This is a genomic window from Pseudarthrobacter sp. NKDBFgelt, assembly GCF_046097905.1.
Taxonomy (GTDB): domain Bacteria; phylum Actinomycetota; class Actinomycetes; order Actinomycetales; family Micrococcaceae; genus Arthrobacter; species Arthrobacter polychromogenes.
Genome location: NZ_JBJURL010000026.1, coordinates 26,244 through 49,522, shown reverse-complemented (window position 1 = coordinate 49,522; position 23,279 = coordinate 26,244). Strand labels below are relative to the sequence as shown.

The following is a 23,279-nucleotide window of genomic DNA, read 5'->3' as shown; positions in this document are numbered from 1 at the left end:
GGCGCGCTCGCTCCACGCTTCGCCTGCCGCGGTAAGGACGCGGCGGACCGAAAGTCCCGCGCCAACAGCTTCACCGGCCGCTGCCACCGCGGCGTCCACGCCCCGGCGCATGCCGACGCCATGGTCGCCGTCGCCGGCAATGGCATCCAGCCTGCCCAGTTCACGTTCATGGTCGACGACGGCGTCCCTCGCCTGGGCGAGCACGTCGGCTGCCAGCCTGCCCAGCCCGGCCGCTGCCGCCGTCGTATCTTCCTCCTCGGCGGCCAGGGTGCCTTCCGCTGCAGCCAGCTCCCGGCGGGCCCGCGGTGCCAGGCTGCCCTTGCGGTACCCGGGGGTGTCGGCCGGGGCTGTCCAGTAGCGCTCCAGTTCGTCGTCCAGCCACAGCAGCGTGAGGGACAGGCCGGACATGTCCAGGCTGGTCACCAGTTCCCCGCACTCTGGTTCAACCACGGTCAGGCCGGCGGCGGTGAGGAGCTTGTCGATCTTGCCGAACAGCAGGAAGAGTTCCTCGTACTTCACCCGGCCCAGTCCGTTGAGGATGGCCACCACACGGTTCCCGGTATCATCGGGCTTGTCCCGGAGCAGGCCGGAAACAAGCAGTTCGGCGAGTTCGGACGCCGTGGGCATGGGATGGTCCGAGATTCCGGGTTCGCCATGGATGCCCAGCCCGAGCGACATTCCGCCGGCCGGCACGTGGAACAGCGGTTCGGCAGCACCCGGCAGGGTGCAGCCGTCGAAGGCCACTCCGAGGGAACGCGTGCGGTAGTTTGCGCGGACGGCGAGCTGTTCGACGGCGTCGAGGTCCAGTCCCGCTTCGGCTGCGGCGCCTGCGATCTTGAAGACCGTCAGGTCCCCGGCGATGCCGCGGCGTTTCTCGATCTGGTCCAGCGGGGCGCTGGCGATGTCATCGGTGACAAGGACGGTGCGGGTCTCAATGCCTTCGGCGTTGAGCCGCTGCTGTGCCTCGCCGAAATGGATCACGTCCCCGGCGTAATTGCCGTAGCTGAACAGCACGCCGCCGCCGGCGTTTGCTGCCTTTGCCACCCGGTACGCCTGCCCGGCGGAGGGCGAGGTGAAAATGTTGCCGCACACCGCACCTGCGGCGAGGCCGGGCCCCACCAGGCCGGCGAAGGCCGGGTAGTGTCCGGAACCGCCGCCCACCACCACGGCTACCTGGCCGGCTGGGACCTCGGTGGACCGGACAACGCCGCCGTCCACCCTGGCCACATAGCCGCGGTTGGCTGCCACCAGGCCGTCCAGCGCCTCCTCCGCAAAGTCTGCGGGGTTGTCAAAGATCTGGGTCATGGTTTCCTCATCGAATCCTTGGGTTGAAAACGCCGTGGTGCAGCGCTTAGACGCGGGCGGGCTGCGCCGGCTGCTGCCGCCCCTGGGCCACCTGGCTGCTGCCGAGGGCGTAACCGGCGGCCTTGGGCAGGACGTGCCGGCGGAGGTAGTCCTGGTTGCTGGCGGAGACACTCAGGCCGTCCCCGCCGTAGTGTTCGGTGCAAAGGATTCCCTGGAACCCGGCGGCCAGGGCCACCTTGAAGGCCTCCCGGTAGTTGATGAGGCCGCTTTCCATGGGGGAAGGCATGGCCACATACATGTCGCGGGACGCGTCCTCGTCGCGGAGGTAGTTCTTCATGTGCCAGAAGTTGGCGTACGGGAGCGTTTTGGCCACCAGTTCCCGCCAGTCCTCCACCGGCCGGTGCAGCCGGATCAGGTTTCCAAGGTCCGGGTTGAGGCCCACATTTGGGAGCCCAATGTCCTGGACAAGGCGCACGGATGAATCTGCGGTGCCCAGGTACGTGTCCTCGTACATTTCGAGCGAGAGCAGGAGGCCCACCTCGGCGGCGTGCCGGCCGAGTTCCCGGAGGCGCGAGACCGCGTTGCCCCAGGTTTCCCGGTCACCCTCCGGGTCCTTGTGCCCTTCAACCGTCCAGAACCACAGCTGTTTCTGCTGCTCCGGCGTGAGGGCCTGGTGGAGGCCAAAAGAGACAACCTCGCAGCCCAGCTCCGCAGCGGCGTCAATGGTCCGGTGGCTGTACGCCAGGTTGGCTTCCCAGTTCCGCCCGTCAATGACGCTGCGGCGGATGGCGGAGATGGCAGGGGTGCCGATGCCCACGTCCTGTGCCGTCTGTTTGAACTCAGCCAGCCGGTCAGGGCTCAGGTCGCCCGGGCGGACCCAACTGTCCGTCAGGTCCGCGTTGGCGAACCCGGCCTCCTTGACCTCGGTCAGCACCTCCGCCCAGGCCGACGGATCGGCGTCGTTGATGTGGGTTCCCTGCGCGCTGGTGCCCGGGAAGGGCAGCATGGCCGCGGTAATGGGCCAGTTCTCGGCGGTGTAGGCCATGCCTAGACCGCTTCCTGCGTCTGGAGCCTGTCCAGTTCCTCCGCCAGAACGGCCAGTTCGACGCCCGCCGGCCGCTCAACGGTGCTGCGGATGGCTACCGCTGCGCCGCTCTGGGCTGACTCGAGGACCGATTCCATCACCTCGAGGGCGTGGTAGGCCATAACTCCGCCGGCGCGGGGCTCGGCGCCGGCGGGGGTGGACGCCAAGTCCGCGATGCCGAAGCCGCGCCCGGAGTCCACGTAGCCGGCGGACACCGGAAGGGTTTCCCAGTCCTCGGCGCCGAGGGAGAACAGCTGGACGTCGCCGTCGAAGTGGTTGGGGTCGGGCACCACCAGGGACCCGCGTTCCCCGTGGATCTCGATGTTGGGGGACTTGGACTTCACGGCGTCGAAGCTCATGAACAGGGTGGAGAGCGCGCCGGAGGCGTGCACCAGGACACCGGTCACATGGGAATCGATGTCGACGGGGACCTTCTCGCCCTGGCGGGGTCCGGAGCCGATGGTGCGTTCGTTGCGGGTGTGGCTTGCTGCGCCGATGACCGAGACCACCGGGCCCAGCAGGGTGACGAGTGCGGTCACGTAGTACGGGCCCATGTCCAGGAGGGGCCCGCCGCCGGGCTGGTAGTAGAAGTCCGGGTTCGGGTGCCACCGCTCATGGCCCGGGGTCACCATGGTGGCGCTCGCCGAGATGGGTGCGCCGATCAGTCCGTCGTCAATCGCCTTGCGGGCGGTCTGGATGCCGGTGCCGAGCACCGTGTCAGGAGCGCAGCCGACGGCGACTCCCGCCTCCCGCGCGGCGTCCAGCACCTGGCGTGCTTCCGCAGTGGTGGCAGCAAGGGGCTTCTCGCCGTACACGCTCTTGCCTGCCGCGATAGCCTTCAGCGCCACCTCGGCATGGGCGGCGGGGATGGTCAGGTTCAGGACCAGTTCGACGTCGTCCGCGGCGAGGAGTTCCTCCACGGAGAGGGCGCGCACACCTTCGTAATCATCCGCCACCGCCTGGGCACGTGCGGGGTCCAGGTCCGCCACGGCCACCAGGTCGATCTGTCCGAGTTTGCGGAAGTTCGCCAGGTACTGCGCGATGATGGCTCCGCAGCCAATGATTCCGACTTTCAACGGCTTGCCCACAGCAGGCCCCTTTCGATGATGGTGCGGACGTTGATGTCCTGGAGGATGTCGACCCGGTGGCCGGGGGTGGCGACGAAGATGCGGCCTTTGCCCCATTGGCGGGTCCAGATGGCGGGGGAGGTGACCTCCCGGTTCCAGGGGTCCCACTCGCGGACCTTCTGGGTGGTGGTGGCCAGGACATCGATGTAGTCGTCCGAGAGCACCCAGTACTGCTCGGTGACCAGGTCGAAGTCGGAGATACCTTTGGTGATGGGGTGCTCCGCGGCGGCCGGGAGCATGTTCACCGTGTAGGGAACGTAGTTGTCCGACTGCTCGCCGACGCACTCGTCCGGGTGCTTGCCGGGGTGGCAGGCGAACTGCCCGCCGATCAGGTGCAGGTAGTCAGAGTTGTTGCGGTACGAATCGGCGATGCCGCCGTGCCAGCCGGCCAGGCCGGTGCCGTTTTCGACGGCGGCCCGCAGCCCGGCGAACTCGTCCTTTTCAATGGTGGTCATGGTCATGCACTGCATGATCAGGTCCACGCCTGCCATGTATTCGGCGTCTGCATAGACCTTGGGGGATTCCTCCACGCGGACGTCATAGCCGTTGTCCTTGAGGTAGGGGATGAAGAGTTCCGTGGCCTCGTACGGCTGGTGGCCGTCCCAGCCGCCGCGGACCACCAGGGCGTTCTTGCGTTCTGTCATGTCAGAGGTTTCCTTTGTTTGGCTGCCGGCCAGGACCGGAAAGTCTGGGCCGGAAGGTCTGGGTCAGCGGCTGGAGAAGGCGGCGTCGAAAGCGGCTGCCGGCGGGGCGATCCGGGCAAGTTCCTTGACCATGGCCAGTGCCTGCGGTGCGCCGATGAGCCGGTCCATGCCGGCGTCCTCCCACTCGATGCTGGTGGGCCCGCTGTAGCCGATGGCGTTCAGGGTCCGGAAGATCCGGTTCCACTGGACGTCCCCGTGCCCGGCAGTGACGAAGTCCCAGCCGCGCCGGGGGTCCGCCCAGGCCAGGTGGGAGCCCAGGCGCCCGTTCCGGCCATCGAGCTGGCGGACCGATTCCTTGACGTGCACGTGGAGGATGTGGTCCGCGAAGTCCTGGAGGAACATCACCGGATCCAGGTCCTGCCAGATGAAGTGGGACGGGTCGAAGTTCAGGCCGAAGCTCTTGCGGTGCCCGATCGCCTCCAGGGTGCGCTTGGCGGTCCAGTAGTCGTAGGCGATCTCGGACGGGTGGACCTCCAGGGCGAACCGGACGCCCACCTCGTCGAAGACATCCAGGATGGGGTTCCAGCGGTCTGCGAAGTCCCGGTAGCCGGCGTCGATCATTGCCTCCGAGGCGGGCGGGAACATCGCCACGGCCTTCCAGATGGACGATCCGGTGAACCCTGTGACGGTCTTAACGCCCAAGCGGGCGGCTGCCCGGGCTGTGTCCTTCATGGACTCCGCGGCCCGGCGGCGCACACCTTCGGGGTCGCCGTCGCCCCAGATTTCCGCTGACAGGATGCCCTGGTGGCGTTCATCGATGGGGTCATCGCACACGGCCTGGCCGGTGAGGTGGTTGGCGATGGCGAAGACCTTCAGGTGGTTCTTCTCCAGGATGTCCAGCCGGCCCTGGAGGTAGTTGTCGTCCTCAGCCGCCCGGCGGGGGTCCAGGTGGTCGCCCCAGCAGGCGATCTCCAGCCCGTCGAAGCCCCACTCGCCTGCGAGCCGGGCCACCTCCTCGAACGGCAGGTCGGCCCACTGGCCGGTAAAAAGCGTGATTGGTCGTGTCATGGCTGCTTCTTCTCCTGTTCCCGTGTTCACGTTCCTAGACCTTCTGCCACTGGCTGGAATTGGCGGCGCTGGCCTCCACGGCGGCCAAAACCCGCTGGACCTGCAGGGCGTCCGCAAAGGACGGTTCCGGCTGGCGGCCCTCACCGATTGCAGTGACCAGGTCCACCACCTGGTGGGTGAATCCGTGCTCGTAGCCCAGCCCGTGGCCGGTGGGCCACCAGTTGCCGACGTACGGGTGCTCGGGTTCGGTGACAAAGATTTTCCGGAAGCCGGCGTCCGGGGACTCCGCCGCGTCGTAGAAGGACAGGACGTTCATGTCCTCGAAATCGAAGGCGAGGGAGCCTTTGGTGCCGTTCAGCTCCAGGCGCATGGCGTTCTTCCGGCCCAGCGCGTACCGCGTGGCTTCAAAGACGCCGATCGCACCCGAGGAGGCGCCGCCGTCGAACTTTGCGCTGAAGATGGCGGCGTCATCCACGGTGACTTGCCCGCGGGGCGCGTCGCCGCTGAGGTCGCCGTGGCCGCCCAGGCCCACTAGGTCCCCGGCCAACGGGCGTTCCGGGACAAACGTTTCAAGCAGCGCCGAGACCCCGGTGATGCTCTGGCCGGCCACCCACTGGGCGGCGTCGATGCTGTGCGCACCGATGTCGCCCAGGGACCCGGACCCGGACTTGCCCTTGTCCAGCCGCCAGGTCATGGGGGCGTTGGCGTCGGAGAGCCAGTCCTGCAGGTACTGCGCCCGGATGTGGCGGATCTCGCCCAGCCTGCCTTGCTCCACGAACCGTTTGGCCAGCGCCAGTGCCGGGGTGCGGCGGTAGCTGAAGCCGCACATGGACATGACCCCCTGCTTGGCGGCGGTCTCGGCAGCGAGGGTCATCCGCTCGGCCTCCTCCACGGAGTTCGCCAGCGGCTTCTCGCACAGCACGTGCTTGCCGGCCTCGAGGGCTGCGATGGCGATCTCGGCGTGGGTATCGCCGGGCGTGCAGATGTCGATCAGGTCGATGTCGTCGCGCTCGATCAGGCGGCGCCAGTCCGTTTCCACCGAGTCCCAGCCCAGCTTGTCCGCTGCTGCCGCCGCGGCATCGGCATTCCGGCCGGCGACGGCGGTGAGCCGGGGCTGCAGCGGCAGGGCGAAAAACCGTGGTGCGGTGCGCCAGGCGTGGGAGTGTGCCGCGCCCATGAAGGCGTAACCCACCATGCCGACGCGGAGGGGCTGTGCGGGGGTCATGTGTCCGTCCTTTCGTGAAAATCTGGTTGTTACTTGCTGAAACCGGCGGTGAGGCCTGCGAGCAGCTGGCGCCGGCCGATCACGTAGAGCACCAGGATGGGCAGGGTGCTGAGCACCACCGAGGCAAGCACGGCCGGGATGTTGACGCTGTATTCGCCCTGGAACGTCCACAACGCCAGGGGAAGGACGCGCAGACCCGGGCTCTGGGTCAGGACCAGCGGGAGCAGGAAGCCGTTCCAGACGTGCAGGCCGTTGTAGATGGCGACCGTCACGATTGCGGGGCGGGTCAGCGGGAGGGCGAGCCGCCACATGGTCTGCCATTCGCTGCAGCCGTCCAGCCGCATCGACTCGAACAGCTCGTTGGGAACGTCGCGGATGAAGTTGGACAGGATCAGCACGGTCAGCGGGATGGCAAAGGCAATGGAGGGAAGCATGAGCGCCAGCAGGCTGTCGTACAGGTTGAGTCGGATAATCATCAGGTAGATCGGGATGATCGTGGCCTGCAGCGGAATGGCCAGTCCCATCAGGAACATGCCGTTGACCAGCTTGAGGAACCTGCCCTTGCCCCGGACAATCGCGAAGGCGGCCATGAAGGAGATCAGCACCGTGGGGATGACGGCACCCAGCGTGACGATGGTGCTGTTCATGAAGTACTGCGCGAAATCCGCCTCGAGGACCATCTGGTAGTTTTCCAGCGTCGGGGACGTGGGAAGTGCCAGCGGATTTTGGCCGAAGTACCCTTCCTGGGTCTTCAGGCTGGTGATGACCACGTAGTACACCGGAATGATGATGATGGCCAGCCAGATCCAGCCGGCAAGGCCTGCCGGGACGTTCAGCTTCCGCATCCGGGATCCCAGCCCCCGCTTTGGCGCGGCGGCGTTGGCCCGGGGGCCGGCGGGAACTTCCTCAGTGCTGCTTTTCAGGACTGTGCTCACCCTACATACCTTCCAATTGGCTGCCCTGCTTGTCCTTGCCTCCAAGGCGCTGGAGGAACAGGGCGAGTGCAAGGCCGATGAGTACGAGGATGACGGCGATGACGCTGGCAGGGCCCATGAGGTTGGCCCGGAAGCCCCGCAGGTACATATCCAGGGCCAGGATCCGGGTGGAGTTGCCCGGGCCGCCGCCGGTGAGGACGAAGATCAGGTCGAAGTACGTCAGGGACCCCACCACCATCAGGGTGGAGGAGGTGATGATGGTGTACTTCAGCTGGGGGAGGGTGATGTGGAAGAACTGCTTGATGGTTCCCGCCCCGTCGATTTCCGCTGCCTCGTAGAGCGACCTGGGAATCTGCCGCACACCGCCCTGGTAGATAAGCGTGTGGAACGGCACGAACTGCCAGGCGATCACAAAGATGACCAGCCCCAGCGCCAGATGGGGGACACCCAGCCAGTCCTGCGCCAGGAAGGGCAGCCCCAGCCCGGTGGCCAGGCCGAAGTTCGGGTCCAGCAGGGCCTTGAAGGCGATGGCGACCGCTGCCGATGAAAGCAGCAGCGGCAGGAAGTACAGCACGGCCAGGGCAGCCCGGTAGCGCTGGCTTCCCGCGGTGAAGACACCCAAAAGGAGGCTGATGGGCGTCTGAACCAGCCAGGAGGCGATCATGATCAGGAACGTCAGTCCCAGGGCGTTGTACAGCCCCGGGTCCGCGAGCACGGAGAACCAGTTGCCCAGCCCTGCCGACCCGATGGCGCCGATGCCGTCCCAGCTGGCGAAGCTCAGGATGAGGACACCGGCCAGCGGCACCACGGCGAACGTCAAGAAGAAGAACAGGGCAGGCACTGTCAGCCAGGCGAGGGTGGCGTTTCGTTGGCCGCTGTGGCCGGGGTCCCCCTTGGAGCGGGCGGCCCGGACAGCAGGTTTGCGGGTGGTGGCGACGGCGTTACTCATTTTCCGAGGGTTGCATTCATGTTCTCGGCGAACTGCTGCGGGGTGATCGACTTCAGGAACAGCTGGTCGATGTTGTTCAGCAGGGCTTCAGCCGCGGTGGGGCTCAGGGCCTGGTCCCATGACTGCTGGAAGTTGGGGGCGTTCTTGGCCAGGTCGTAGACGAAGTTCAGGAAGTCCTTGTCCTCGGAGGTGTTGAGCTTGTCCTCGATGCCGTTGACGATAGGGACGGAGCCGGAGTTGATGTAGGTATCGATGACCGTCTCGGTCAGGATGCCGTCCTTGAAGAACTTCTTCGCCGTCTCTTTTTCCGTGTCGGTGGCCTTGGAGGAGATCGACATGTACTGGGCGGGGTTTCCCACGCCGTTCTTCGGATCGCCCTTGCCGCCGGCAACCGTTGGGAACTGGACGAACCCCAGCTTCCCATCCTGGACGAAGTTCTGGCCGCCCTTTTTCATGGCACCGTAGGTCCAGGAGCCGTGCAGCATCATGGCCGCCTTGCCTGTGAACAGCAGGGCCTGGTCCGCATTGGAGTCCGCCGCGATGGAGGAGAAGCCCTTGATGAATCCGTCCGCGGAGACGAGCTCCTGGATCTTGGTTCCGGTTTCGATGACGGCGGGATCCATCCAGGAGTCCGGCTTGCCCTCGAAGATGGCAGTGAAGACCTCGGCGCCGCCGATGCGGTCCAGCAGGTATTCCAGCCACATCATGGAGGTCCACCTGGACTGCCCGCCGAGGGAGAAGGGTGCCACGCCCATGTCGTTGAAGGTCTTGACCAGGGACATCACGTCATCCCACGTCTTGGGAGGCTGGGCGCCGGCCTTCTCGAACAGTTCCTTGTTGTAGAACAGGACGATCGGGGCGACGTACTGGTTGGGCAGTGCGTAGATCTTTCCGTTGACCGTGGCTGCACCGAACGACGCCGGGAAGAACTTGTCCTTCAGGTCCGGGTTCTCGTCAAACCAGCCGGTGAGATCGTCCACCTGGTTGGCCTCGGCGTAAGTCTTCAGGGTGCCGCCGCCCCAGCCGTAGATGATGGTGGGTGCCTGGCCGGCGCCGATGGCAGTCTTGATCTTGGTTTTGTAAGCGTCGTTCTGGAAGTACGTGACGGCGAGCTTGTCGTCCGGGTTCGCGGAGGTGAACGCGTCCACGGCCTTCTGCATGGTGGTCTGGTTGGGTTCGCCGGAGAGGTACCACATGCTGGCGCCCCCGCCGCTGCTGGAGGTGCCCGGTCCCGACGTCCCGCAGGCAGTGGCCGTCATGGCGGCGAAGGGGGTGAGGGCGGCAAGGGCGAGGAATGAGCGGCGGGAGGTCTGGGATTGCTTCATTGCTTCTCCATCTGAAATTGCTTCGTTGCAAATGTTTGGGCGTGAGCTCCACCAACAATTTCGAAATGTTTCGATTAGGTGATTTCGGTCACGGTCTAAACTAAAGGCCCGGAGGAGCAAAGGTCAAGGCCTAATTATGGAGGTTTGTTTCGAAGGTCTTGGCTCGCCCCTTGACCGTGACAGCGCAAAACTGAACAATGAGTCAACGAAACTTTTCGAAAGGTCTCAACAGAATGGCAACGAAGATCCCGGAACGGGCCAAGCCGACGCTTGCCTCCGTTGCCCAGCAGGCCGGCGTCTCAGTGCCCACCGTCTCTAAGGTGGTGAATGGCCGCGAGGATGTATCGCCGGACACCCGGGAACGCGTCCTGGCCGTGCTGCAGCAGGCGGGATACCAGTCCCCGCTGCAGCGCCGTTCCGCCGGGGAGACCGGCACGGTAGTTGAAGTGGTCATCGATGTTCTTGATTCCGCCTACACCATCCAGGTCCTCAACGGCGTGCTGCAGTCCGCCGCCGATGCCGACGTCGAAATCATGGTCAGCGTTACCGGTCCGGCGAGCCAGGGCCGGCGCAGCCCCGAGGGCCGCGCCCAGCGCATGGTGGACGAGGGCAGGGCCGGAATGATCGTGGTGACCTCAGCCTTCAGCGAGACGCAACTGCACCCTTTCCGGCGCCGCCAGATTCCCGTCGTCGTGATTGACCCGCTGAACCCGCCCTCCGCTGACGTGGTCAGCATAGGGGCCACCAACTGGGCCGGCGGCAAGGCGGCCACGGAACATCTGCTGGAGCTGGGGCACCGCCGCATCGCGTACATCGGCGGCATCGAGAAGGCCGAATGCAACCAGGCGCGGCTGCACGGCTACATGGCCGCGCTCATGGCGCACGGCGTGCAGGTGGACCCGCAGTACATCTATTCCGGCGGCAGGTTCCGCCGGGAAAGCGGCGTCAAGGGCCTGCAGGCGCTGCTTGAGCTGGACAAGCTTCCGACGGCGATCTTCGCCGGCAGCGACACCATCGCCCTGGGCATTCTTGGTGAGGCCGCCCGGCACGGTATCCGGGTTCCCGAGGACCTGAGCCTGATCGGCTTTGACGGCACGAACCAGGGCGAGGAGTCGGTGCCCTCGTTGAGCTCCGTAGCCCAGCCGCTGGAGGAGATGGGGCGCGCAGCGCTTCGGTCTGTGCTGCGCCAGGCGCGGGGGGAGGTCCTGGATTCGCACCGCGTGGAGCTCGCCACCCACCTGATTGTCCGTGACTCCACCGCACCGCCCGCGGCCTGAGCTGGGGAAGGCGGCTGGGTCAGCCCAGGCTCCAGGCAAGACCGGCGATGCGCCAGCTGAGGTTAGCCCCGGCGCGTGTAGCTGATTTCGGTCGCTCCCAGGGGTGCCGTGTGCAGGGTTACGTAACTGCCCTGGGCTTTGCTCCCGGTGCGGGTGCCGCTGCCGGGAATCGATATGTAGCCTGCCTCGGTGCGGCGGAAGCCGGCCAGGTGGCCGGCCAGGGTGACATAGCTGCCGCCCCGGGGTGTCCCGATGACGGCGGACGGGGCTGCTTCGATGATGACGGGGCGTTCGAGGATCTGGGTCATGATGTTCTCCTGATGCGTGTGGCGGGGTGGCTGCCAGTCCGGGTCCCTGCCGTTCCCACGTGCGACAGCCCTGCAGGTGGTCCGCAGGGGGCAATGGGGGTGGGGTTCGATGCAGTGCGGGGGGCCGGCGCGTTGGCGCTCGGGGAACTGTTCACCCGCATACAGCCCGGACAGGGCTTCGGTGGCCTGCCACCAACATTACGGCTTATTTTGAGTGCATCAAAATAAGGTGGCGGAACTCACGGGGAGCCCCTACTTCTTGGTGAGCCGGTACCGCTCGATCTGCCGCAGCCGCCGCATCAGGCTGTCGCGCCGCGGGTGCGGGACGGTGTCCGATGCTTCCGCGGTGAGGTCGATGTGCTTGGTGCCGTACTGCCACAGCAGCAGGTCATCGAGCAGCCGGTCGGGGCCGGGGGAGTAGCGGTGGTCCAGGGCCTTCCGGACCTCGGTGATGCGGTTGGCACTGAGCAGCCCGGCCAGCTGCATGGTCTGGTTGAGGCCGTGAGCGGCCAGGAGTTCGGCGGCCCAGCCCCAGTCGTCGTCCACCTTGCGGTCCACGTGGGGGAGCAGCGTCCGCCAGACGTCCCGGATGCGGTTGGGCGTCAGCGGCGCGGCTCCTTCGCCGTCGGCGTCCCAGAAACTGCGGACTTCCTCGTAGCGCTCGTGGAGGTCTGCGAAAGCTGTCTCCACCGTCTCCAGCATGGCGGCCGTGGCGGTGAACTGCCGGTCGAAGTGCGGGGTCCAGGCGCGGGGGTCTTCGGCCTTGAACCGGATGTCATGCTCGATCTCGCTCCACGCGTGGGCAAAAATGGTGCGGATCTGGCACTCAAAGAAGTAGCTGCCGTTGGGCACGGCGTCCGGGTTGAAAACCTGCTGGTATTCCTTGACGGCCTCATTCTGGATGGTGCGCAGGATCAGGTGCCGGCTGGAATACCCGTAGGTGCCGGATTCGATGGAGCCGATGTCCTTTTCCCGGTCCCCGCGGCAGTCGAAGAGCTGGCGCTGGTGCTTGATGATGTTGGCCACCACCGCGTTCTCGGCCGGGAGCTTGGTGATCACCCGGATCCCCACCATGTCATTGAGGGTCCGGAACGGGTCCGGGAACTTCAGCACTGGGGGTCCGCCCGGTTCCAGGGGTTCCTCGATCCGTGAAATCTTCTCTTTGAACGATTCCACCGTTTTGGTGCGCCCGGTGACAAACAGCGGCGTGACCTCGGAGTCCTTCAGCATGTCCCGCAGGGTCAGCAGGACGTCCCGGGTGACCAGTTTCAGGGCAGGGCGGACGCGCTCGTAGATCTCCACGTTCTGTTCCACGGATTCGCGCAGGCTCGCGTCCAGGCTGTCCCAATGACTCGGCATGGTTCCAGCTTACGGCCGGGCACTGACAGAACGACGGCGGCGGGCACCCTCAGCGTTCCGCTGCGGCCGTGGATCCGCGCACCACCAGTGAACTCTCCAGTGTCACCCCGGCCTGTTCGAGCACCTGGCCTTCCATGAGGCGGCGCAGCTGTTCCCCGGCTTTCAGGCCCAGGGGAGTGGCCGGCAGGTGGACGCTGGTGAGGCCCGGATTGCTGGTGGCCGAATACGGAAGGTCGTCGAAGCCGGCCACCGCCAGCTCCTCCGGAATCCGCACACCGGCCACGCGGGCCTCCTGCAGCACCCCGTAGGCGTGCGTGTCGGTGCCGCAGACGACGGCGGTCACCCCCTCCCGCTGCCATCCCGGCCAGGCGGCGGCGAAGGCTGAAGCCGCCGTGCCGACGTCGATGGTGGTGCTGATAATGCGTTCCGCGCCCACGGTGATGCCGCGGGCGGCCGCCTCCTCCAGGAAGGCTTTCCGCCGGAGCGCGAAGGTTTCCGTGCCCGTGACGCTGTCCACGTACGCCACCTCGCGGTGCCCGGCGTCCGCCAGGTGCGCCGCGAGTTCCCGCGCACCGCTTGCCACGTCCAGGTTCACCGACGGCGCGTAGGCCTCCAGCCCGGGCGCGTCCAGCAGCACAACGGGCGACGGCGACGCGAGGTCCTCGAGGAAGCCTGCGCTGGGTGCGTCCACCAGGAGACCTGCCGGGCGCAGGGACATCAGCCGCCGGACGTCGTCGGCCCGGGGGGACTCGCCGGCCTCCGTGACGGACAGCAGCAGTTGGTACTGCGGGCCCAGCGATTCCCGCACCCCGGCGATCACCTTGGCGAAGAACGGGTTGGAGATATCCGGCGCCACCAGGATCACGATCGAGCTCACGCCCTTGGCCAGCGAACTGCCGATGCCGTCCACCACGTAGCCAAGCTCGGCAATTGCCTCCCGGACCCTGGAAATGTTGTCCTCCGAGACCCGGCCGGCGGTCTTGCCGTTGGCCACTAGCGAGACCGTGGCCGTGGAAACCCCTGCCCGGGCGGCCACCATCGCCGCCGTAATCCGCCGCGAACGCGCGGGCTGCTGCAGCTGTTCCGCGGATTCCATACCTCGATCGTAGTAGGCGCCGGGCTGGCGGACTGTCCTCCATGGCCACACATGGCACGGCAATTCCGCGCCCGGGAGCGGCCGCCGGAAAGGAAAATGGGCGATCCCCACCGCCCCGAAAAATGGGGGTCATGCAGGCCTTCCGGACCGGGGGCTCTGGTGGGACGATGCCCGTATGAGCGATACCAGCCATGCAACAGCGCGGGACCTTGGCCCCCGCCAGCACGCCCACGTTACGCCGACCACCCAGGAGATCCGGACCATTGGGCAGCGCCGGCGCGAGGCGGAGGAGAAGCTTGAACAGCACCTCCAGGAGGCCCGCCAAAGGTACGAACAGCACGAGGCCCAGGCCCACCCGGAAGCCGGGCACCCCGGCAAGGAGAAGCGCCACTAGCCGGCCCCGTAGACACGCCACACCATCCGGTACCCCTCTAGGCAGGCACTGGCATCAAGCGCTTGACCTGCGTTAACGTCAAGCGTTTGACGTGCACCACACAGCACTGCCATGATCTCTCCTGAACGCTTCAGCTCCCCGCACCCCTGCGGGCCCCAACGACGTGGAGATCATCGTGGAACCCACTGCCCCTTCCCCTGAACGGCAATCCCCCGCCCGCAAGAAGATCATTCTTGACTGCGACCCCGGGCATGACGACGCTGTGGCGCTGCTGCTCGCCCACGGCAACCCGGACATCGACCTGCTGGCCGTCACAACGGTCGTGGGAAACCAGACCCTGGAAAAGGTCACCCGCAACGCCCTGGCCGTCGGCACCATCGCCGGCATCACCGGTGTCCCCTTCGCCGCCGGCTGCGGACGCCCCCTAGTGCGCAGCATCGAAACCGCCCCGGACATCCATGGGGACAGCGGCATGGACGGCCCGGAACTTCCGTCGTCGGACATTGACCTGGACCCCCGCCACGCGGTGGACCTTATCATCGATACCGTCATGGCGCACGAGCCCGGCACCGTCACCCTGGTGCCCACCGCCGGCCTGACCAACATCGCCCTCGCCGCCCGCAAGGAACCGCGCATCGTGGAGCGCGTGAAGGAAGTTGTCCTTATGGGCGGCGGCTACCACGTGGGCAACTGGAGTGCTGTGGCCGAGTTCAATATCATCATCGACCCCGAGGCCGCGCACATCGTCTTCAACGAGAAGTGGCCCGTGGTGATGGTGGGCCTGGACCTGACGCACCAGGCGCTCGCCACCCCGGACGTCGTGGAGAAGATCGCAGCGATCGGCACCCGGCCCGCGAAATTCGTCACCGAGCTGATGGACTTCTTCGCCCACACCTACAAGGACGCCCAGGGCTTCGACCACCCGCCGGTCCACGACCCCTGCGCCGTTGCCTACGTGATCGACCCCAGCATCGTCACCACCCGCAAGGTTCCGGTGGACATTGAGCTGCAGGGCAAGCTGACGCTCGGCATGACGGTGGCGGACTTCCGGGCGCCCGCGCCGGCGGACTGCCACACCAGCGTCGCCGTGGACCTGGACCATGAAAAGTTCTGGAACCTGGTCACCGAGGCCCTGGTCACCATCGGTGATCCGCTCACCGGTGCCGCGCGCACCACAACGGACACGGCCGACGTCGACCGCCGGGAACGTGCCGGCCTCACCGTGGGAGGGGTCAAGTAAATGACCGCCACCGTCCTCGAAACCCGGACCGCCAAGGGCAACGTCACCGCCCTGATGGTCGCCCTGCTGGCAGCCTGCGTGGCCTTCCAGCTCAACGCCTCCATGCTCAGCCCCGCCCTGGTGACCATGGGCGAGGAGCTGAACACGGACCAGGCCGTCATCGGCCTCTCCCAGACCTGGTTCTTCACCGCGGCCGCCCTGTTCTCCCTGTTCCTGCCCCGCCTGAGCGACATCGTGGGCCGCAAGAAGATCCTCATGGGCATGATGCTCCTGATGGCCGTGGGGTCCGTCATCGCAGCCCTTGCCCCGGACGTCACCTGGCTCTTCGTGGGCCGCATCATCCAGGGCGTCAGCGGCCCCACCGTCCCGCTCTGCCTGATCATGCTGCGCTCCGCTGTCAGCAACCCGCGGAAATACGGCACCCTCATGGGCCTGATCACGGCCGTCAACGGCGGCGTGGCAGGCGTGGACTCCTTTGTGGGCGGCTACTTTGCCGAGCACTTCGGCTTCCGCAGCATCTTCTGGCTCATGGTGGTCCTGGCACTGGTTGCCACCGCGCTCATCGCTGTCCTGGCCGGTGAAAGCAAGCCGGGGGCCGGCACCCGGATGGACTGGCTGGGTGTGTTCTTCATCGTGGTCGCCGTGGGCGCGCTGCTCACCGCCCTGAACGAAGGCGCCAAGCTGGTGGGCGCCTTCTCCTCCGGCACCCTGATGCTGAGCCTCACGCTGGTGCTGGTGTCCGCCGCCGCGTTCTCCCTGTTCTGGCGGACCGAAAAGCGGGCCAGCCAGCCGATGGTGGAAACCGTGCACCTGCGCCAGCGCTCCACCTGGGCGCCGCTGCTCACCACCACGCTGACCATGACCGGCATTTTCGCCGTCATCAACGGCATTGTCCCCGCGTACGTCCAGGCTGCCGACCCCGGTTTCGGCATCGGGCCCACCGAGATGTCGCTCATCATCCTCACGCCCTATGCACTGCTCGGCTGGGCGGTGGGACCCCTCAGCGGCAGGCTCGCCCCCGTGCTCGGGTACACCAAGGTGCTCCGCATCGGCCTCCTGGGCAGCATCGCGGCGCTGGCCATCATCGCGTTCTTCGGCCTGGACAGCCTGCCCCTGATGATCGCCGGCACGGTGTTGCTGGGCATCATGTACGCCGGTACGGTCAACATCATGCTCAACGGACTCGGTGTTGTCCTTTCACCCGCCGGCAACCCGGGCTTCCTGCCGGGCATGAACGCGGGCGCCTTCAACCTGGGCGCCGGCCTCAGCTTCCTGGTGCTGCCCGCTGTCCTGGTGGCGACGACGGCCCTCGGCGATGCCAAGGCGTCCTACCTGACCGTCGTGGTGGTCGGCCTCGCACTCACCATCGCCGCGTTCGCCGCCTCGCTCCTGATCCCCAAGCCGGTTGAAGCGGAGGTTGCCGAGTGAGCGCCGCCGCCGTCGACCAGGCAGGCAGGATCGTCGTCGTCGGCTCCCTGAACGCCGATCTCACCATCTACTGCGAACGCCTTCCGCTCCCTGGCGAGACGGTGCACGGCAACGGATTCGCCGTGAACCCTGGCGGGAAGAGCGCCAACCAGGCCGTTGCCGCCAGCCGGCTGGGCGGGACCGTCAGCCTGGTGGGCGCGGTGGGGGAGGACCCCAACGGCGCCATGCTGCTCTCCTCCGCCGCCCGCGCCGGGGTGGATGTGGGGCACGTCCGCACATCGTCCGAGCCCACGGGCGTGGCGGTCATCGCGGTCGATGCCGGCGGCGAGAACAACATCATCATCTCGGCCGGCGCCAACGGCACCCTCTCTCCGGCGGGCGTGGCGGAGGCCTCGGACGTCCTGGAGGCGGCCGCCGTCGTCTGTCTTTGCCTGGAGGTCAGCCTGGACACGGTGCTCGCCGCGGCACAGGCAGGGCACGACGCCGGCGCAACAGTCCTGCTCAATCTCTCGCCGTACGGCGAGGTGCCGGAGGAGCTGACCGTCCTCACCGATGTCCTGCTGGTCAACGCGCATGAGGCCGCGCTGTTCCTGGGCGACGGTGCCGCCGCCCCGGGCCCCGACGCTGCTGATTCCGAGTGGGACAGGGTGCGCCTGCGGTTTGCGCAGCGGGGGATCCGCCAGGTGCTGGTGACTCTCGGTTCGCAGGGCTCGGTGGTGCTGGACTCTGCTGCTCCCGAGGGTTCCCGGGTGGTCCGGATTGCGCCCACCACGGTCCAGGCCGTGGACACCACCGGCGCGGGCGATGCCTTCACCGGCGCCGTTGCCGTCCGGCTGGCAGCCGGGGACGCGCTCGCCGACGCTGCAGCATTCGCGTCGGTGGCTGCCGCCCTGGCCACCACCCGGAAGGGGACGCAGGCTGCGTACCCGGAGGCGTCTGACGTGCAGCGGGTGCTGGCTGTTAAAGCGGATTGAGTGCTCCGTACCTGCCGTTTTCACACCTCAAAAGGGCAGGTACGGAGCACTCGATGAAGCCGGGGCGCCTAACCCGCTGAGTAGCTCCCGCCGTCGTGCTTGATGCCGGGTGCCCCCGGAACTTCGGCGGGGCGCCCGGTGAAACGGTCCATGGTCCGGTTGATGCCCAGGGTGTCCATGAGCCGGTCGAAGGCGGCGACCGGAAGCAGCCGGGCTGCCGGGACCAGGTTAACGAGCGGCGGGAGGACCAGCTTCTGCCGCCCGCGTTCGACGGCGTCCAGCACCTTGGCCGCCACGGCCTCCTCTTTGAGGATGGGAAGCAGGCGCGGGAACCGGGTCCGCACGCCGTCGAACATGCCCGTATCGATGTAATACGGGCAGACCACCAGGGTGTTGACGCCGGTCCTGCCCGCCCGCAGCTCGGCGCGCAGTGACTCGTTGAAGCCGAACGCTGCGAACTTGCTGGCAGAGTAGTCGGTCTGCCTGGCGACGCCCACCAGCCCGGCCGCGCTGGCAACTGTCACCACGGTGCCCCGGCCGCGGGCGGCCATGCCGGGGAGGAACGCGCGCGTCACCCAATACAGTGCGAGGACGTTGACGTTGAAGGTCCGCGCAATGTCCTCGTCGGCGGCGTCCAGGAGCAGCTTGCCCGTGACCACGCCGGCGTTGTTGATCAGCACGTCCACCGGACCCGCAACAGCGGCCGCCGCCTGCACGGCCTCCCTGTCCGCCACGTTCACGGTCTGCGCGTCCGCCACACCACCGGCGCTGCGGATTTCATCGCGGACTCGCCTGCCGCCGTCGGCCGAAACATCCCAGATGACCACCCGGGCGCCCCGCCGGGAAGCGTCCAGGGCCATGCGGCGGCCCAGCCCGCTGCCGCCCCCGGTGATGAGCACGGTGCTGCCGGCAAGCGCTGTTCCGGCGCCCATCAGCGCAGCCGCCCCATCAGCGTGAGCGCGCCCTTGACCAGCCTGGTGTACCGCTCGTTCGCCATGCCGGGCGGCGGGCCCACGGGAACCAGCCGCTGGCTCGCGATTGTCTGGGCTTCCGTGTACTTCAGGATGCCCTCCCTGCCGTGGCGCCGCCCCACGCCGGAGTCCTTCATCCCGCCCATCGGGGCATCGTGGGACGCCCACGCCGCGGAGTAGCCGTCGTTGACGTTGACCGTGCCGGCGAGCAGGCGCCGCCCCACCTCCCGGCCGTGCCGTGCGGACCACACGCTGGCGTTGAGTCCGTAATGGGAGTCGTTGGCGAGGGCCACCGCTTCGTCGTTGTCCTCCACCTGGTAGACGGCCACCACGGGCCCGAACGTCTCCTCCCGTGCAACCACCATCTCCCCGGTGACGCCGGTGAGGATGGTGGGTTCATAGAAGAACGGGCCAAGGTCCGGCCGGGGGCGCCCGCCCGTGATGACGCGGGCTCCCTGCGCCCGCGCGTCCTCCACATGCGCGCTGACCCGGTCCAGCTGCCGTTGGCCCGTCAGCGAGCCCATGTCGATGTCCCAGCCCGGGCCGGCACCCAACCGGATTCCCTCCACCTGTTCAGTGAAGGTTGCCAGGAAGTCGTCGAAGACCGCGCGGTGGACGTAGATGCGTTCCATGCTGATGCACAGCTGGCCGGAGTTGGAGAAGCAGCCCTGCGCGGCACCCCTGGCCGCCTTGTCCAGGTCCGCGTCTGCCAGGACGAGCGTCGCATTCTTCCCGCCGAGCTCACCCGAGAAGCCGATCAGCCGCGCCGCGCACTGCTGTGCCACCACCTTCCCTGTCTCCGAGGATCCCGTGAACATGAGGAAGTCGGCACCGCCGATCAGGGCGGGGCCCAGCACCGGCCCGTCGCCGGTCACGATCTGGAACAGGTCCTGCGGAAGCCCGGCCTCCCGCAGCAGCTCCAAGGCGAGCAGTGCCGTGAACGGGGTCTGGGAGTCGGGCTTGAGGACACAGGCGTTACCGGCCAGCAGGGCGGGGATCGCATCCGAGACGGCGAGGGTCAGGGGATAGTTCCACGGGCTGATGATGCCCACCACGCCTTTGGGGATCCGGTACTCCACCGTCCGTGTCAGGCCCGGCGCCGCTCCCGTGCGGCGGGCGGGACGGAGGAATCGTTCTGCTGTGCGCTGGTAGTAGGACGCGGTCAGGGCGGCGTCGGCGAGTTCCTCGAACGCGTTGAGCCGCGACTTGCCGCTCTCCGCCTGGACCAGGTCCAGGATCTCCGCCTCTCTGTGGAGGAGCAGTGCGTGGAAGCGCCCGACGACGGCGCGGCGCTCGCGGAGGGGAACGGCGGCCCACTCCCGCTGGGCTGCCCGGGCACTTTCGACGGCGGCCGCCACGTCATCCGGCGTGCAGACGGGGACTGCGCCCACCAGGCTGCCGTCCACCGGGGAATGGGAGGCCTGCGTTGCCCGGCCCGGTCCGCAGGTCACCAGGTCCGGCAGGTGGTAAAGATCCGCCGGTACTGCAAGCTTTCGGCCGGTTGCTGCCGGTGTGGTCCCCGGCTCGGTGGTGCTGGTCATTGTGGTCCCCTTTGGCGGCAATGTAATTTCCGAGCCTAGCCGCAGAAGGGCACATGGGTCCGGCAGCGCCCGGGAATTCAGGAGCCGGGAGGTCGGTACCTAATCTCACCGGCTTTCTGCAGGGCTTCCATGGTCTCCTCCACACTCATCAGCACCGTGGTTTCGAACGTGCTCAGCGCACCGCCTCCGCTGATGGCCAGTGCCACCGCTCCCATGGAGACGTTGTCCGGCGCTTCCCACAGGTTGTAGCCGTCATGGCTGCCGAAGGCATACCAGAATCCGTGCAGCTTTCCGCCTACCGATTCGATGTACGCCTGCGCGGCTTTCCGCCGGTCTTCGGGGTTGTTGATCAGCCGGCCCCAGGTCTCCGGTGTGTAGCTGAACCTTGACAAATACAGAGGCATTTTCCTGTCCCTTCATTGGGTTCTGGAGTGCGGATTCACCCAGAATGGCAGTGCGCGGATGGCACGGCAACGGGCTTTGTCATTGGCTGGCGGTACGCTCGGCACATGGTGCAGCGGCATAGGCATTACTACGGTGAGGACCCCAGCCAGTGGGGCGAGCTGTTCCTCCCTGACCTGCCCCGCGGCGGTACCCACCGGGGCGTGGTGGTGGTGATCCACGGCGGCTACTGGCGGTCAAAGTACGGTGCAGGGCTGGGGGAGCCGCTGGCTGAGGACCTCGCCGCGCACGGGATGGCGGCCTGGAACCTGGAGTACCGCCGGGCAGGGAATGGCGGCGGCTGGCCGCATACGTTCCGGGACATCCTGGCGGGCATCAACAAACTGCAGGAGCTTGCCGGGCCCCATGCCCTGGACCTGGCCAAGGTGGTGGCGCTGGGCCACTCCGCCGGCGGGCACCTCGCGGTGTGGGCGGCGGGCCGCGGCCGGCTGCCCCGGCTGGAGTTGGAAGCCGAGCACCGCGAGGCTGCAGTGAAGGACGACGGCGTCCGCCTCACCGGGGTGGTGAGCCAGTCCGGCGTCCTGGATCTGGCCGAAGCGGAAAAGCTGAACCTCAGCGATGGTGCCGTGGCCAACTTCCTGGGCGGGCCGTCGTCGGAATTCCCCGGCCGGTACCGTTACGCGGACCCCATGGCCGCGCTGCCCCTGGACATTCCCGTCTACGCCGTCCATGCCACGGAGGACGAGGATGTGCCGCTGGCGATGTCCACCTCCTATGTGGAGGCGAGCTGGCCCGGGCCCGGGCCGGCGCAGCTCGTGACGGTGCCCGGGGACCACTTCGCTTTGATCGATCCCCATGCCCCGGCCTACGCAACATGCCGGGAACTCGTCCGGGAGCTGATGCGCTGAGCGCAGCGGAGGCACAAAGCGGCGCGCCGGCCTGCAGTACAGTGGCGGCCATGGACATTCCCTGGCAGCACGGTACCTGGACCAACCCGCCCGTTTCCGCCGTCGAGCAGGGCACGGACCTGCTGGTCACTGCCAAAGAGGGCAGCGACGCCTGGCGGATTACGTCGTATGGCTTTATCCATGAGAGCGAGCACGCGCTTCTGGCTCCGTTCCCGCCAGATTCCGCGGTGGAGGTGGAATTCACCGCAGGCTTCTCGGAGCAGTTCGACCAGGCCGGGATCTTCGTGCGCGTTTCCGCCGAGCGGTGGGTCAAGGCCGGCGTCGAATTCGCCGACGGCGCCTGCCAGGTGGGGGCGGTGGTCACCGACGGGATGTCCGACTGGTCCCTGGCTCCGGTTCCGGCCTGGAAGGGAAGCCGGGTCCTCGTCCGGATCAGCCGCAGCGGCGACGCACTGACCATCCGGGCTCAGGCAGGGGACGGGGCCCTGCAGCTGGTCCGGGTGGTTCCGCTCGATCCTGCGGAGGAAGCCCACGCTGGCCCCTTTATCTGCGCCCCGACCAGGGCGGGCCTGGCCGTGCCCTTCCATGCCTGGCGGACCACGCAACCCGACGGCGCCCTGCACTGACCCGCTGGCTGGCCCCTGGCACCGCGGCTGTCGTCACGGACAGCGTCAGCTGCCCTCCTTCTGGCAGAGTATGACCATGCTCACTGTTATTGGCGAAGGCCTTGTTGACGTTGTCCAGCGCGCCTCGGGAATTGAAGCCCACGTGGGCGGCAGCCCGCTGAACGTGGCGGTGGGCCTGGCCCGCCTCGACCACCCGGTGCAGTTCATCGGCCGGTACGGCCGCGACGCCTACGGCGATTCGGTGGCCGCGCACCTGCGCGCCAGCTCCGTCATGATTCCAATGGGCCCCGATGACCTGCCCACCAGCGTGGCCACCGCCCTGATTGACGACGACGGCGCCGCCACCTACACGTTCGACCTCACCTGGGAGCTTCCCGGCATCGCCGACCGGCTCGCCTTCATGCTGCAGGGCACCACCCTGCTGCACACCGGCTCCATCGCCACCATGCTGGCGCCCGGCGCGACGGACGTGCTGGCCGCCGTCGAATACGCCCACCCGCACGCCACCATCAGCTTCGACCCCAACTGCCGGCCCAGCATCATCACCGATGTGGACTACGCGCGCCGGCACACTGAGAAGTTCGTGACCCTCGCGGACGTGGTCAAGGCCTCCGATGAGGACCTCGCCTGGCTGTACCCGGACATGGACGTGCTGGATGCCGCGCGCCGCTGGTTGTCCCTGGGCGGAACCGAAGGGCCGGCCATGGTGGTGGTCACGCGCGGTGCCGACGGGCCCTGGGGAGTGTGCCATGCCGGTGAAGCCAAGGTGCCGGCGCCCCGGGTTGAGGTGGCGGACACCGTGGGGGCAGGGGACTCATTCATGGCGGCGCTGCTGTCCGGGCTGGTGGACCGCGGCCTGGACGGCGCCCAGAACCGGAAGGACCTGCGCGAACTGCCGGCCGAGGGGCTAGCTGAACTCCTGGCGCATGCTGCCCGGGCCGCCGCGGTGACGGTTTCCCGGCCCGGTGCGAACCCGCCGACGCGGGCTGAACTGGATGCGGTTCTGGGTTAGCGGGCTGCTGCGCGGCTGGGAGTCCGATCAGATCAACGGAACATGAACCTGTAGGGATTCCCAGTCGCGGAGGATGTTGTG

General features: G+C 67.4%; 23 protein-coding genes. 8 read left to right on the top strand and 15 right to left on the bottom strand.

Translation table 11 applies throughout. From position 1 onward, the window contains the following. The 9 genes from ACKAE7_RS09265 to ACKAE7_RS09225 all read right to left on the bottom strand — a co-directional run. Nucleotides 1-1,305, bottom strand: a 1,305-nt coding sequence (locus tag ACKAE7_RS09265) for a dihydroxyacetone kinase family protein (protein WP_408979004.1), incomplete at its 3' end; no start/stop codon positions are given. Nucleotides 1,306-1,351: 46 nt separating this feature from the next. Further along, nucleotides 1,352-2,350, bottom strand: coding sequence for a sugar phosphate isomerase/epimerase family protein (locus tag ACKAE7_RS09260; protein WP_408979003.1), 999 nt, complete (start codon nucleotides 2,348-2,350; stop codon nucleotides 1,352-1,354). Between the two features lie 2 nt (nucleotides 2,351-2,352). Beyond that, nucleotides 2,353-3,477: a Gfo/Idh/MocA family protein gene (locus tag ACKAE7_RS09255; protein WP_408979002.1), complete on the bottom strand. Its 1,125-nt coding sequence runs from the start codon at nucleotides 3,475-3,477 to the stop codon at nucleotides 2,353-2,355. Beyond that, on the bottom strand, nucleotides 3,462-4,160 hold the full coding sequence (locus tag ACKAE7_RS09250) for a ThuA domain-containing protein (RefSeq protein ID WP_188813691.1): 699 nt from the start codon (nucleotides 4,158-4,160) through the stop codon (nucleotides 3,462-3,464). The genes ACKAE7_RS09255 and ACKAE7_RS09250 overlap by 16 nt, the downstream gene beginning before the upstream one ends. Nucleotides 4,161-4,223: 63 nt before the next feature. Continuing rightward, nucleotides 4,224-5,228 (bottom strand): sugar phosphate isomerase/epimerase, encoded by a 1,005-nt coding sequence (locus tag ACKAE7_RS09245; RefSeq protein WP_191036292.1) that lies wholly within the window; start codon nucleotides 5,226-5,228, stop codon nucleotides 4,224-4,226. A 34-nt stretch (nucleotides 5,229-5,262) separates the two neighbouring features. Further along, nucleotides 5,263-6,453: a Gfo/Idh/MocA family protein gene (locus tag ACKAE7_RS09240; RefSeq protein WP_190614037.1), complete on the bottom strand. Its 1,191-nt coding sequence runs from the start codon at nucleotides 6,451-6,453 to the stop codon at nucleotides 5,263-5,265. 29 nt (nucleotides 6,454-6,482) lie between these two features. After that, complete coding sequence (locus tag ACKAE7_RS09235) at nucleotides 6,483-7,388, bottom strand: carbohydrate ABC transporter permease (RefSeq protein ID WP_188813685.1); 906 nt, start codon at nucleotides 7,386-7,388, stop codon at nucleotides 6,483-6,485. Nucleotide 7,389: 1 nt separating this feature from the next. Beyond that, complete coding sequence (locus ACKAE7_RS09230; RefSeq protein ID WP_408979001.1) at nucleotides 7,390-8,337, bottom strand: carbohydrate ABC transporter permease; 948 nt, start codon at nucleotides 8,335-8,337, stop codon at nucleotides 7,390-7,392. Further along, on the bottom strand, nucleotides 8,334-9,662 hold the full coding sequence (locus ACKAE7_RS09225; RefSeq protein WP_408979000.1) for an extracellular solute-binding protein: 1,329 nt from the start codon (nucleotides 9,660-9,662) through the stop codon (nucleotides 8,334-8,336). Before ACKAE7_RS09225 ends, ACKAE7_RS09230 begins: the two co-directional genes overlap by 4 nt. A gap of 233 nt (nucleotides 9,663-9,895) precedes the next feature. Between ACKAE7_RS09225 and ACKAE7_RS09220 the strand changes: the two genes are divergently transcribed. Then, entirely contained in the window at nucleotides 9,896-10,939 is a 1,044-nt protein-coding gene (locus ACKAE7_RS09220) for a LacI family DNA-binding transcriptional regulator (protein WP_408978999.1), read from the top strand. Nucleotides 10,940-11,001: 62 nt separating this feature from the next. On the opposite strand, the gene ACKAE7_RS09215 is transcribed toward ACKAE7_RS09220, so the two are convergent. From ACKAE7_RS09215 to ACKAE7_RS09205, 3 genes are all read right to left on the bottom strand, one after another. Then, nucleotides 11,002-11,247, bottom strand: a complete 246-nt coding sequence (locus ACKAE7_RS09215; RefSeq protein WP_408978998.1) for a hypothetical protein — start codon at nucleotides 11,245-11,247, stop codon at nucleotides 11,002-11,004. 252 nt (nucleotides 11,248-11,499) lie between these two features. Further along, nucleotides 11,500-12,606 carry a GTP pyrophosphokinase family protein gene (locus ACKAE7_RS09210; RefSeq protein ID WP_188813671.1) on the bottom strand — a complete coding sequence of 369 codons (1,107 nt, stop codon included), beginning with the start codon at nucleotides 12,604-12,606 and terminating at the stop codon, nucleotides 11,500-11,502. A gap of 49 nt (nucleotides 12,607-12,655) precedes the next feature. Then, complete coding sequence (locus ACKAE7_RS09205) at nucleotides 12,656-13,702, bottom strand: LacI family DNA-binding transcriptional regulator (RefSeq protein WP_190614047.1); 1,047 nt, start codon at nucleotides 13,700-13,702, stop codon at nucleotides 12,656-12,658. A 175-nt stretch (nucleotides 13,703-13,877) separates the two neighbouring features. On the opposite strand from ACKAE7_RS09205, the gene ACKAE7_RS09200 reads away from it, so the two are divergent. From ACKAE7_RS09200 to ACKAE7_RS09185, 4 genes are all read left to right on the top strand, one after another. Further along, nucleotides 13,878-14,096, top strand: a complete 219-nt coding sequence (locus ACKAE7_RS09200) for a hypothetical protein (protein WP_408978997.1) — start codon at nucleotides 13,878-13,880, stop codon at nucleotides 14,094-14,096. A 175-nt stretch (nucleotides 14,097-14,271) separates the two neighbouring features. Further along, a complete protein-coding gene (locus ACKAE7_RS09195; protein WP_408978996.1) occupies nucleotides 14,272-15,336 on the top strand; it encodes a nucleoside hydrolase in 1,065 nt (354 codons plus the stop codon). Beyond that, nucleotides 15,337-16,764 (top strand): MFS transporter, encoded by a 1,428-nt coding sequence (locus tag ACKAE7_RS09190; protein WP_408978995.1) that lies wholly within the window; start codon nucleotides 15,337-15,339, stop codon nucleotides 16,762-16,764. After that, complete coding sequence (locus ACKAE7_RS09185) at nucleotides 16,761-17,738, top strand: ribokinase (RefSeq protein ID WP_408978994.1); 978 nt, start codon at nucleotides 16,761-16,763, stop codon at nucleotides 17,736-17,738. Before ACKAE7_RS09190 ends, ACKAE7_RS09185 begins: the two co-directional genes overlap by 4 nt. A gap of 68 nt (nucleotides 17,739-17,806) precedes the next feature. Here ACKAE7_RS09185 and ACKAE7_RS09180 read toward each other — a convergent pair whose 3' ends face one another. The 3 genes from ACKAE7_RS09180 to ACKAE7_RS09170 form a co-directional block, all read right to left on the bottom strand. After that, nucleotides 17,807-18,670 (bottom strand): SDR family oxidoreductase, encoded by an 864-nt coding sequence (locus ACKAE7_RS09180; protein WP_408978993.1) that lies wholly within the window; start codon nucleotides 18,668-18,670, stop codon nucleotides 17,807-17,809. After that, nucleotides 18,670-20,250, bottom strand: coding sequence for a succinic semialdehyde dehydrogenase (locus ACKAE7_RS09175; protein ID WP_408978992.1), 1,581 nt, complete (start codon nucleotides 20,248-20,250; stop codon nucleotides 18,670-18,672). The genes ACKAE7_RS09180 and ACKAE7_RS09175 overlap by 1 nt, the downstream gene beginning before the upstream one ends. Before the next feature lie 77 nt (nucleotides 20,251-20,327). Next, complete coding sequence (locus ACKAE7_RS09170; RefSeq protein ID WP_190614062.1) at nucleotides 20,328-20,654, bottom strand: GYD domain-containing protein; 327 nt, start codon at nucleotides 20,652-20,654, stop codon at nucleotides 20,328-20,330. A 105-nt stretch (nucleotides 20,655-20,759) separates the two neighbouring features. Here ACKAE7_RS09170 and ACKAE7_RS09165 point away from each other — a divergent pair, with 105 nt between their 5' ends. The 3 genes from ACKAE7_RS09165 to ACKAE7_RS09155 are packed head-to-tail and all read left to right on the top strand — an operon-like array spanning nucleotide 20,760 to nucleotide 23,198. Next, the gene (locus tag ACKAE7_RS09165; RefSeq protein ID WP_190614064.1) at nucleotides 20,760-21,560 is read left to right on the top strand and encodes an alpha/beta hydrolase; all 801 of its coding nucleotides are present in this window, start codon (nucleotides 20,760-20,762) and stop codon (nucleotides 21,558-21,560) included. A gap of 50 nt (nucleotides 21,561-21,610) precedes the next feature. Then, nucleotides 21,611-22,186 (top strand): DUF1349 domain-containing protein, encoded by a 576-nt coding sequence (locus ACKAE7_RS09160; RefSeq protein WP_190614066.1) that lies wholly within the window; start codon nucleotides 21,611-21,613, stop codon nucleotides 22,184-22,186. Beyond that, nucleotides 22,146-23,198, top strand: coding sequence for a carbohydrate kinase family protein (locus tag ACKAE7_RS09155; RefSeq protein ID WP_408978991.1), 1,053 nt, complete (start codon nucleotides 22,146-22,148; stop codon nucleotides 23,196-23,198). Before ACKAE7_RS09160 ends, ACKAE7_RS09155 begins: the two co-directional genes overlap by 41 nt. The last annotated feature ends 81 nt before the right edge of the window (nucleotides 23,199-23,279 follow it).

Coding starts and splice junctions, on each gene's coding strand:
- ACKAE7_RS09260 (WP_408979003.1), bottom strand. CDS start 2,350: ATGGCCTACACCGCCGAGAACTGGCCCATTACCGCGGCCATGCTGCCC.
- ACKAE7_RS09250 (WP_188813691.1), bottom strand. CDS start 4,160: ATGACAGAACGCAAGAACGCCCTGGTGGTCCGCGGCGGCTGGGACGGC.
- ACKAE7_RS09245 (WP_191036292.1), bottom strand. CDS start 5,228: ATGACACGACCAATCACGCTTTTTACCGGCCAGTGGGCCGACCTGCCG.
- ACKAE7_RS09240 (WP_190614037.1), bottom strand. CDS start 6,453: ATGACCCCCGCACAGCCCCTCCGCGTCGGCATGGTGGGTTACGCCTTC.
- ACKAE7_RS09230 (WP_408979001.1), bottom strand. CDS start 8,337: ATGAGTAACGCCGTCGCCACCACCCGCAAACCTGCTGTCCGGGCCGCC.
- ACKAE7_RS09225 (WP_408979000.1), bottom strand. CDS start 9,662: ATGAAGCAATCCCAGACCTCCCGCCGCTCATTCCTCGCCCTTGCCGCC.
- ACKAE7_RS09220 (WP_408978999.1), top strand. CDS start 9,896: ATGGCAACGAAGATCCCGGAACGGGCCAAGCCGACGCTTGCCTCCGTT.
- ACKAE7_RS09215 (WP_408978998.1), bottom strand. CDS start 11,247: ATGACCCAGATCCTCGAACGCCCCGTCATCATCGAAGCAGCCCCGTCC.
- ACKAE7_RS09210 (WP_188813671.1), bottom strand. CDS start 12,606: ATGCCGAGTCATTGGGACAGCCTGGACGCGAGCCTGCGCGAATCCGTG.
- ACKAE7_RS09205 (WP_190614047.1), bottom strand. CDS start 13,702: ATGGAATCCGCGGAACAGCTGCAGCAGCCCGCGCGTTCGCGGCGGATT.
- ACKAE7_RS09200 (WP_408978997.1), top strand. CDS start 13,878: ATGAGCGATACCAGCCATGCAACAGCGCGGGACCTTGGCCCCCGCCAG.
- ACKAE7_RS09190 (WP_408978995.1), top strand. CDS start 15,337: ATGACCGCCACCGTCCTCGAAACCCGGACCGCCAAGGGCAACGTCACC.
- ACKAE7_RS09180 (WP_408978993.1), bottom strand. CDS start 18,670: ATGGGCGCCGGAACAGCGCTTGCCGGCAGCACCGTGCTCATCACCGGG.
- ACKAE7_RS09175 (WP_408978992.1), bottom strand. CDS start 20,250: ATGACCAGCACCACCGAGCCGGGGACCACACCGGCAGCAACCGGCCGA.
- ACKAE7_RS09170 (WP_190614062.1), bottom strand. CDS start 20,654: ATGCCTCTGTATTTGTCAAGGTTCAGCTACACACCGGAGACCTGGGGC.
- ACKAE7_RS09165 (WP_190614064.1), top strand. CDS start 20,760: ATGGTGCAGCGGCATAGGCATTACTACGGTGAGGACCCCAGCCAGTGG.
- ACKAE7_RS09160 (WP_190614066.1), top strand. CDS start 21,611: ATGGACATTCCCTGGCAGCACGGTACCTGGACCAACCCGCCCGTTTCC.
- ACKAE7_RS09155 (WP_408978991.1), top strand. CDS start 22,146: ATGCCTGGCGGACCACGCAACCCGACGGCGCCCTGCACTGACCCGCTG.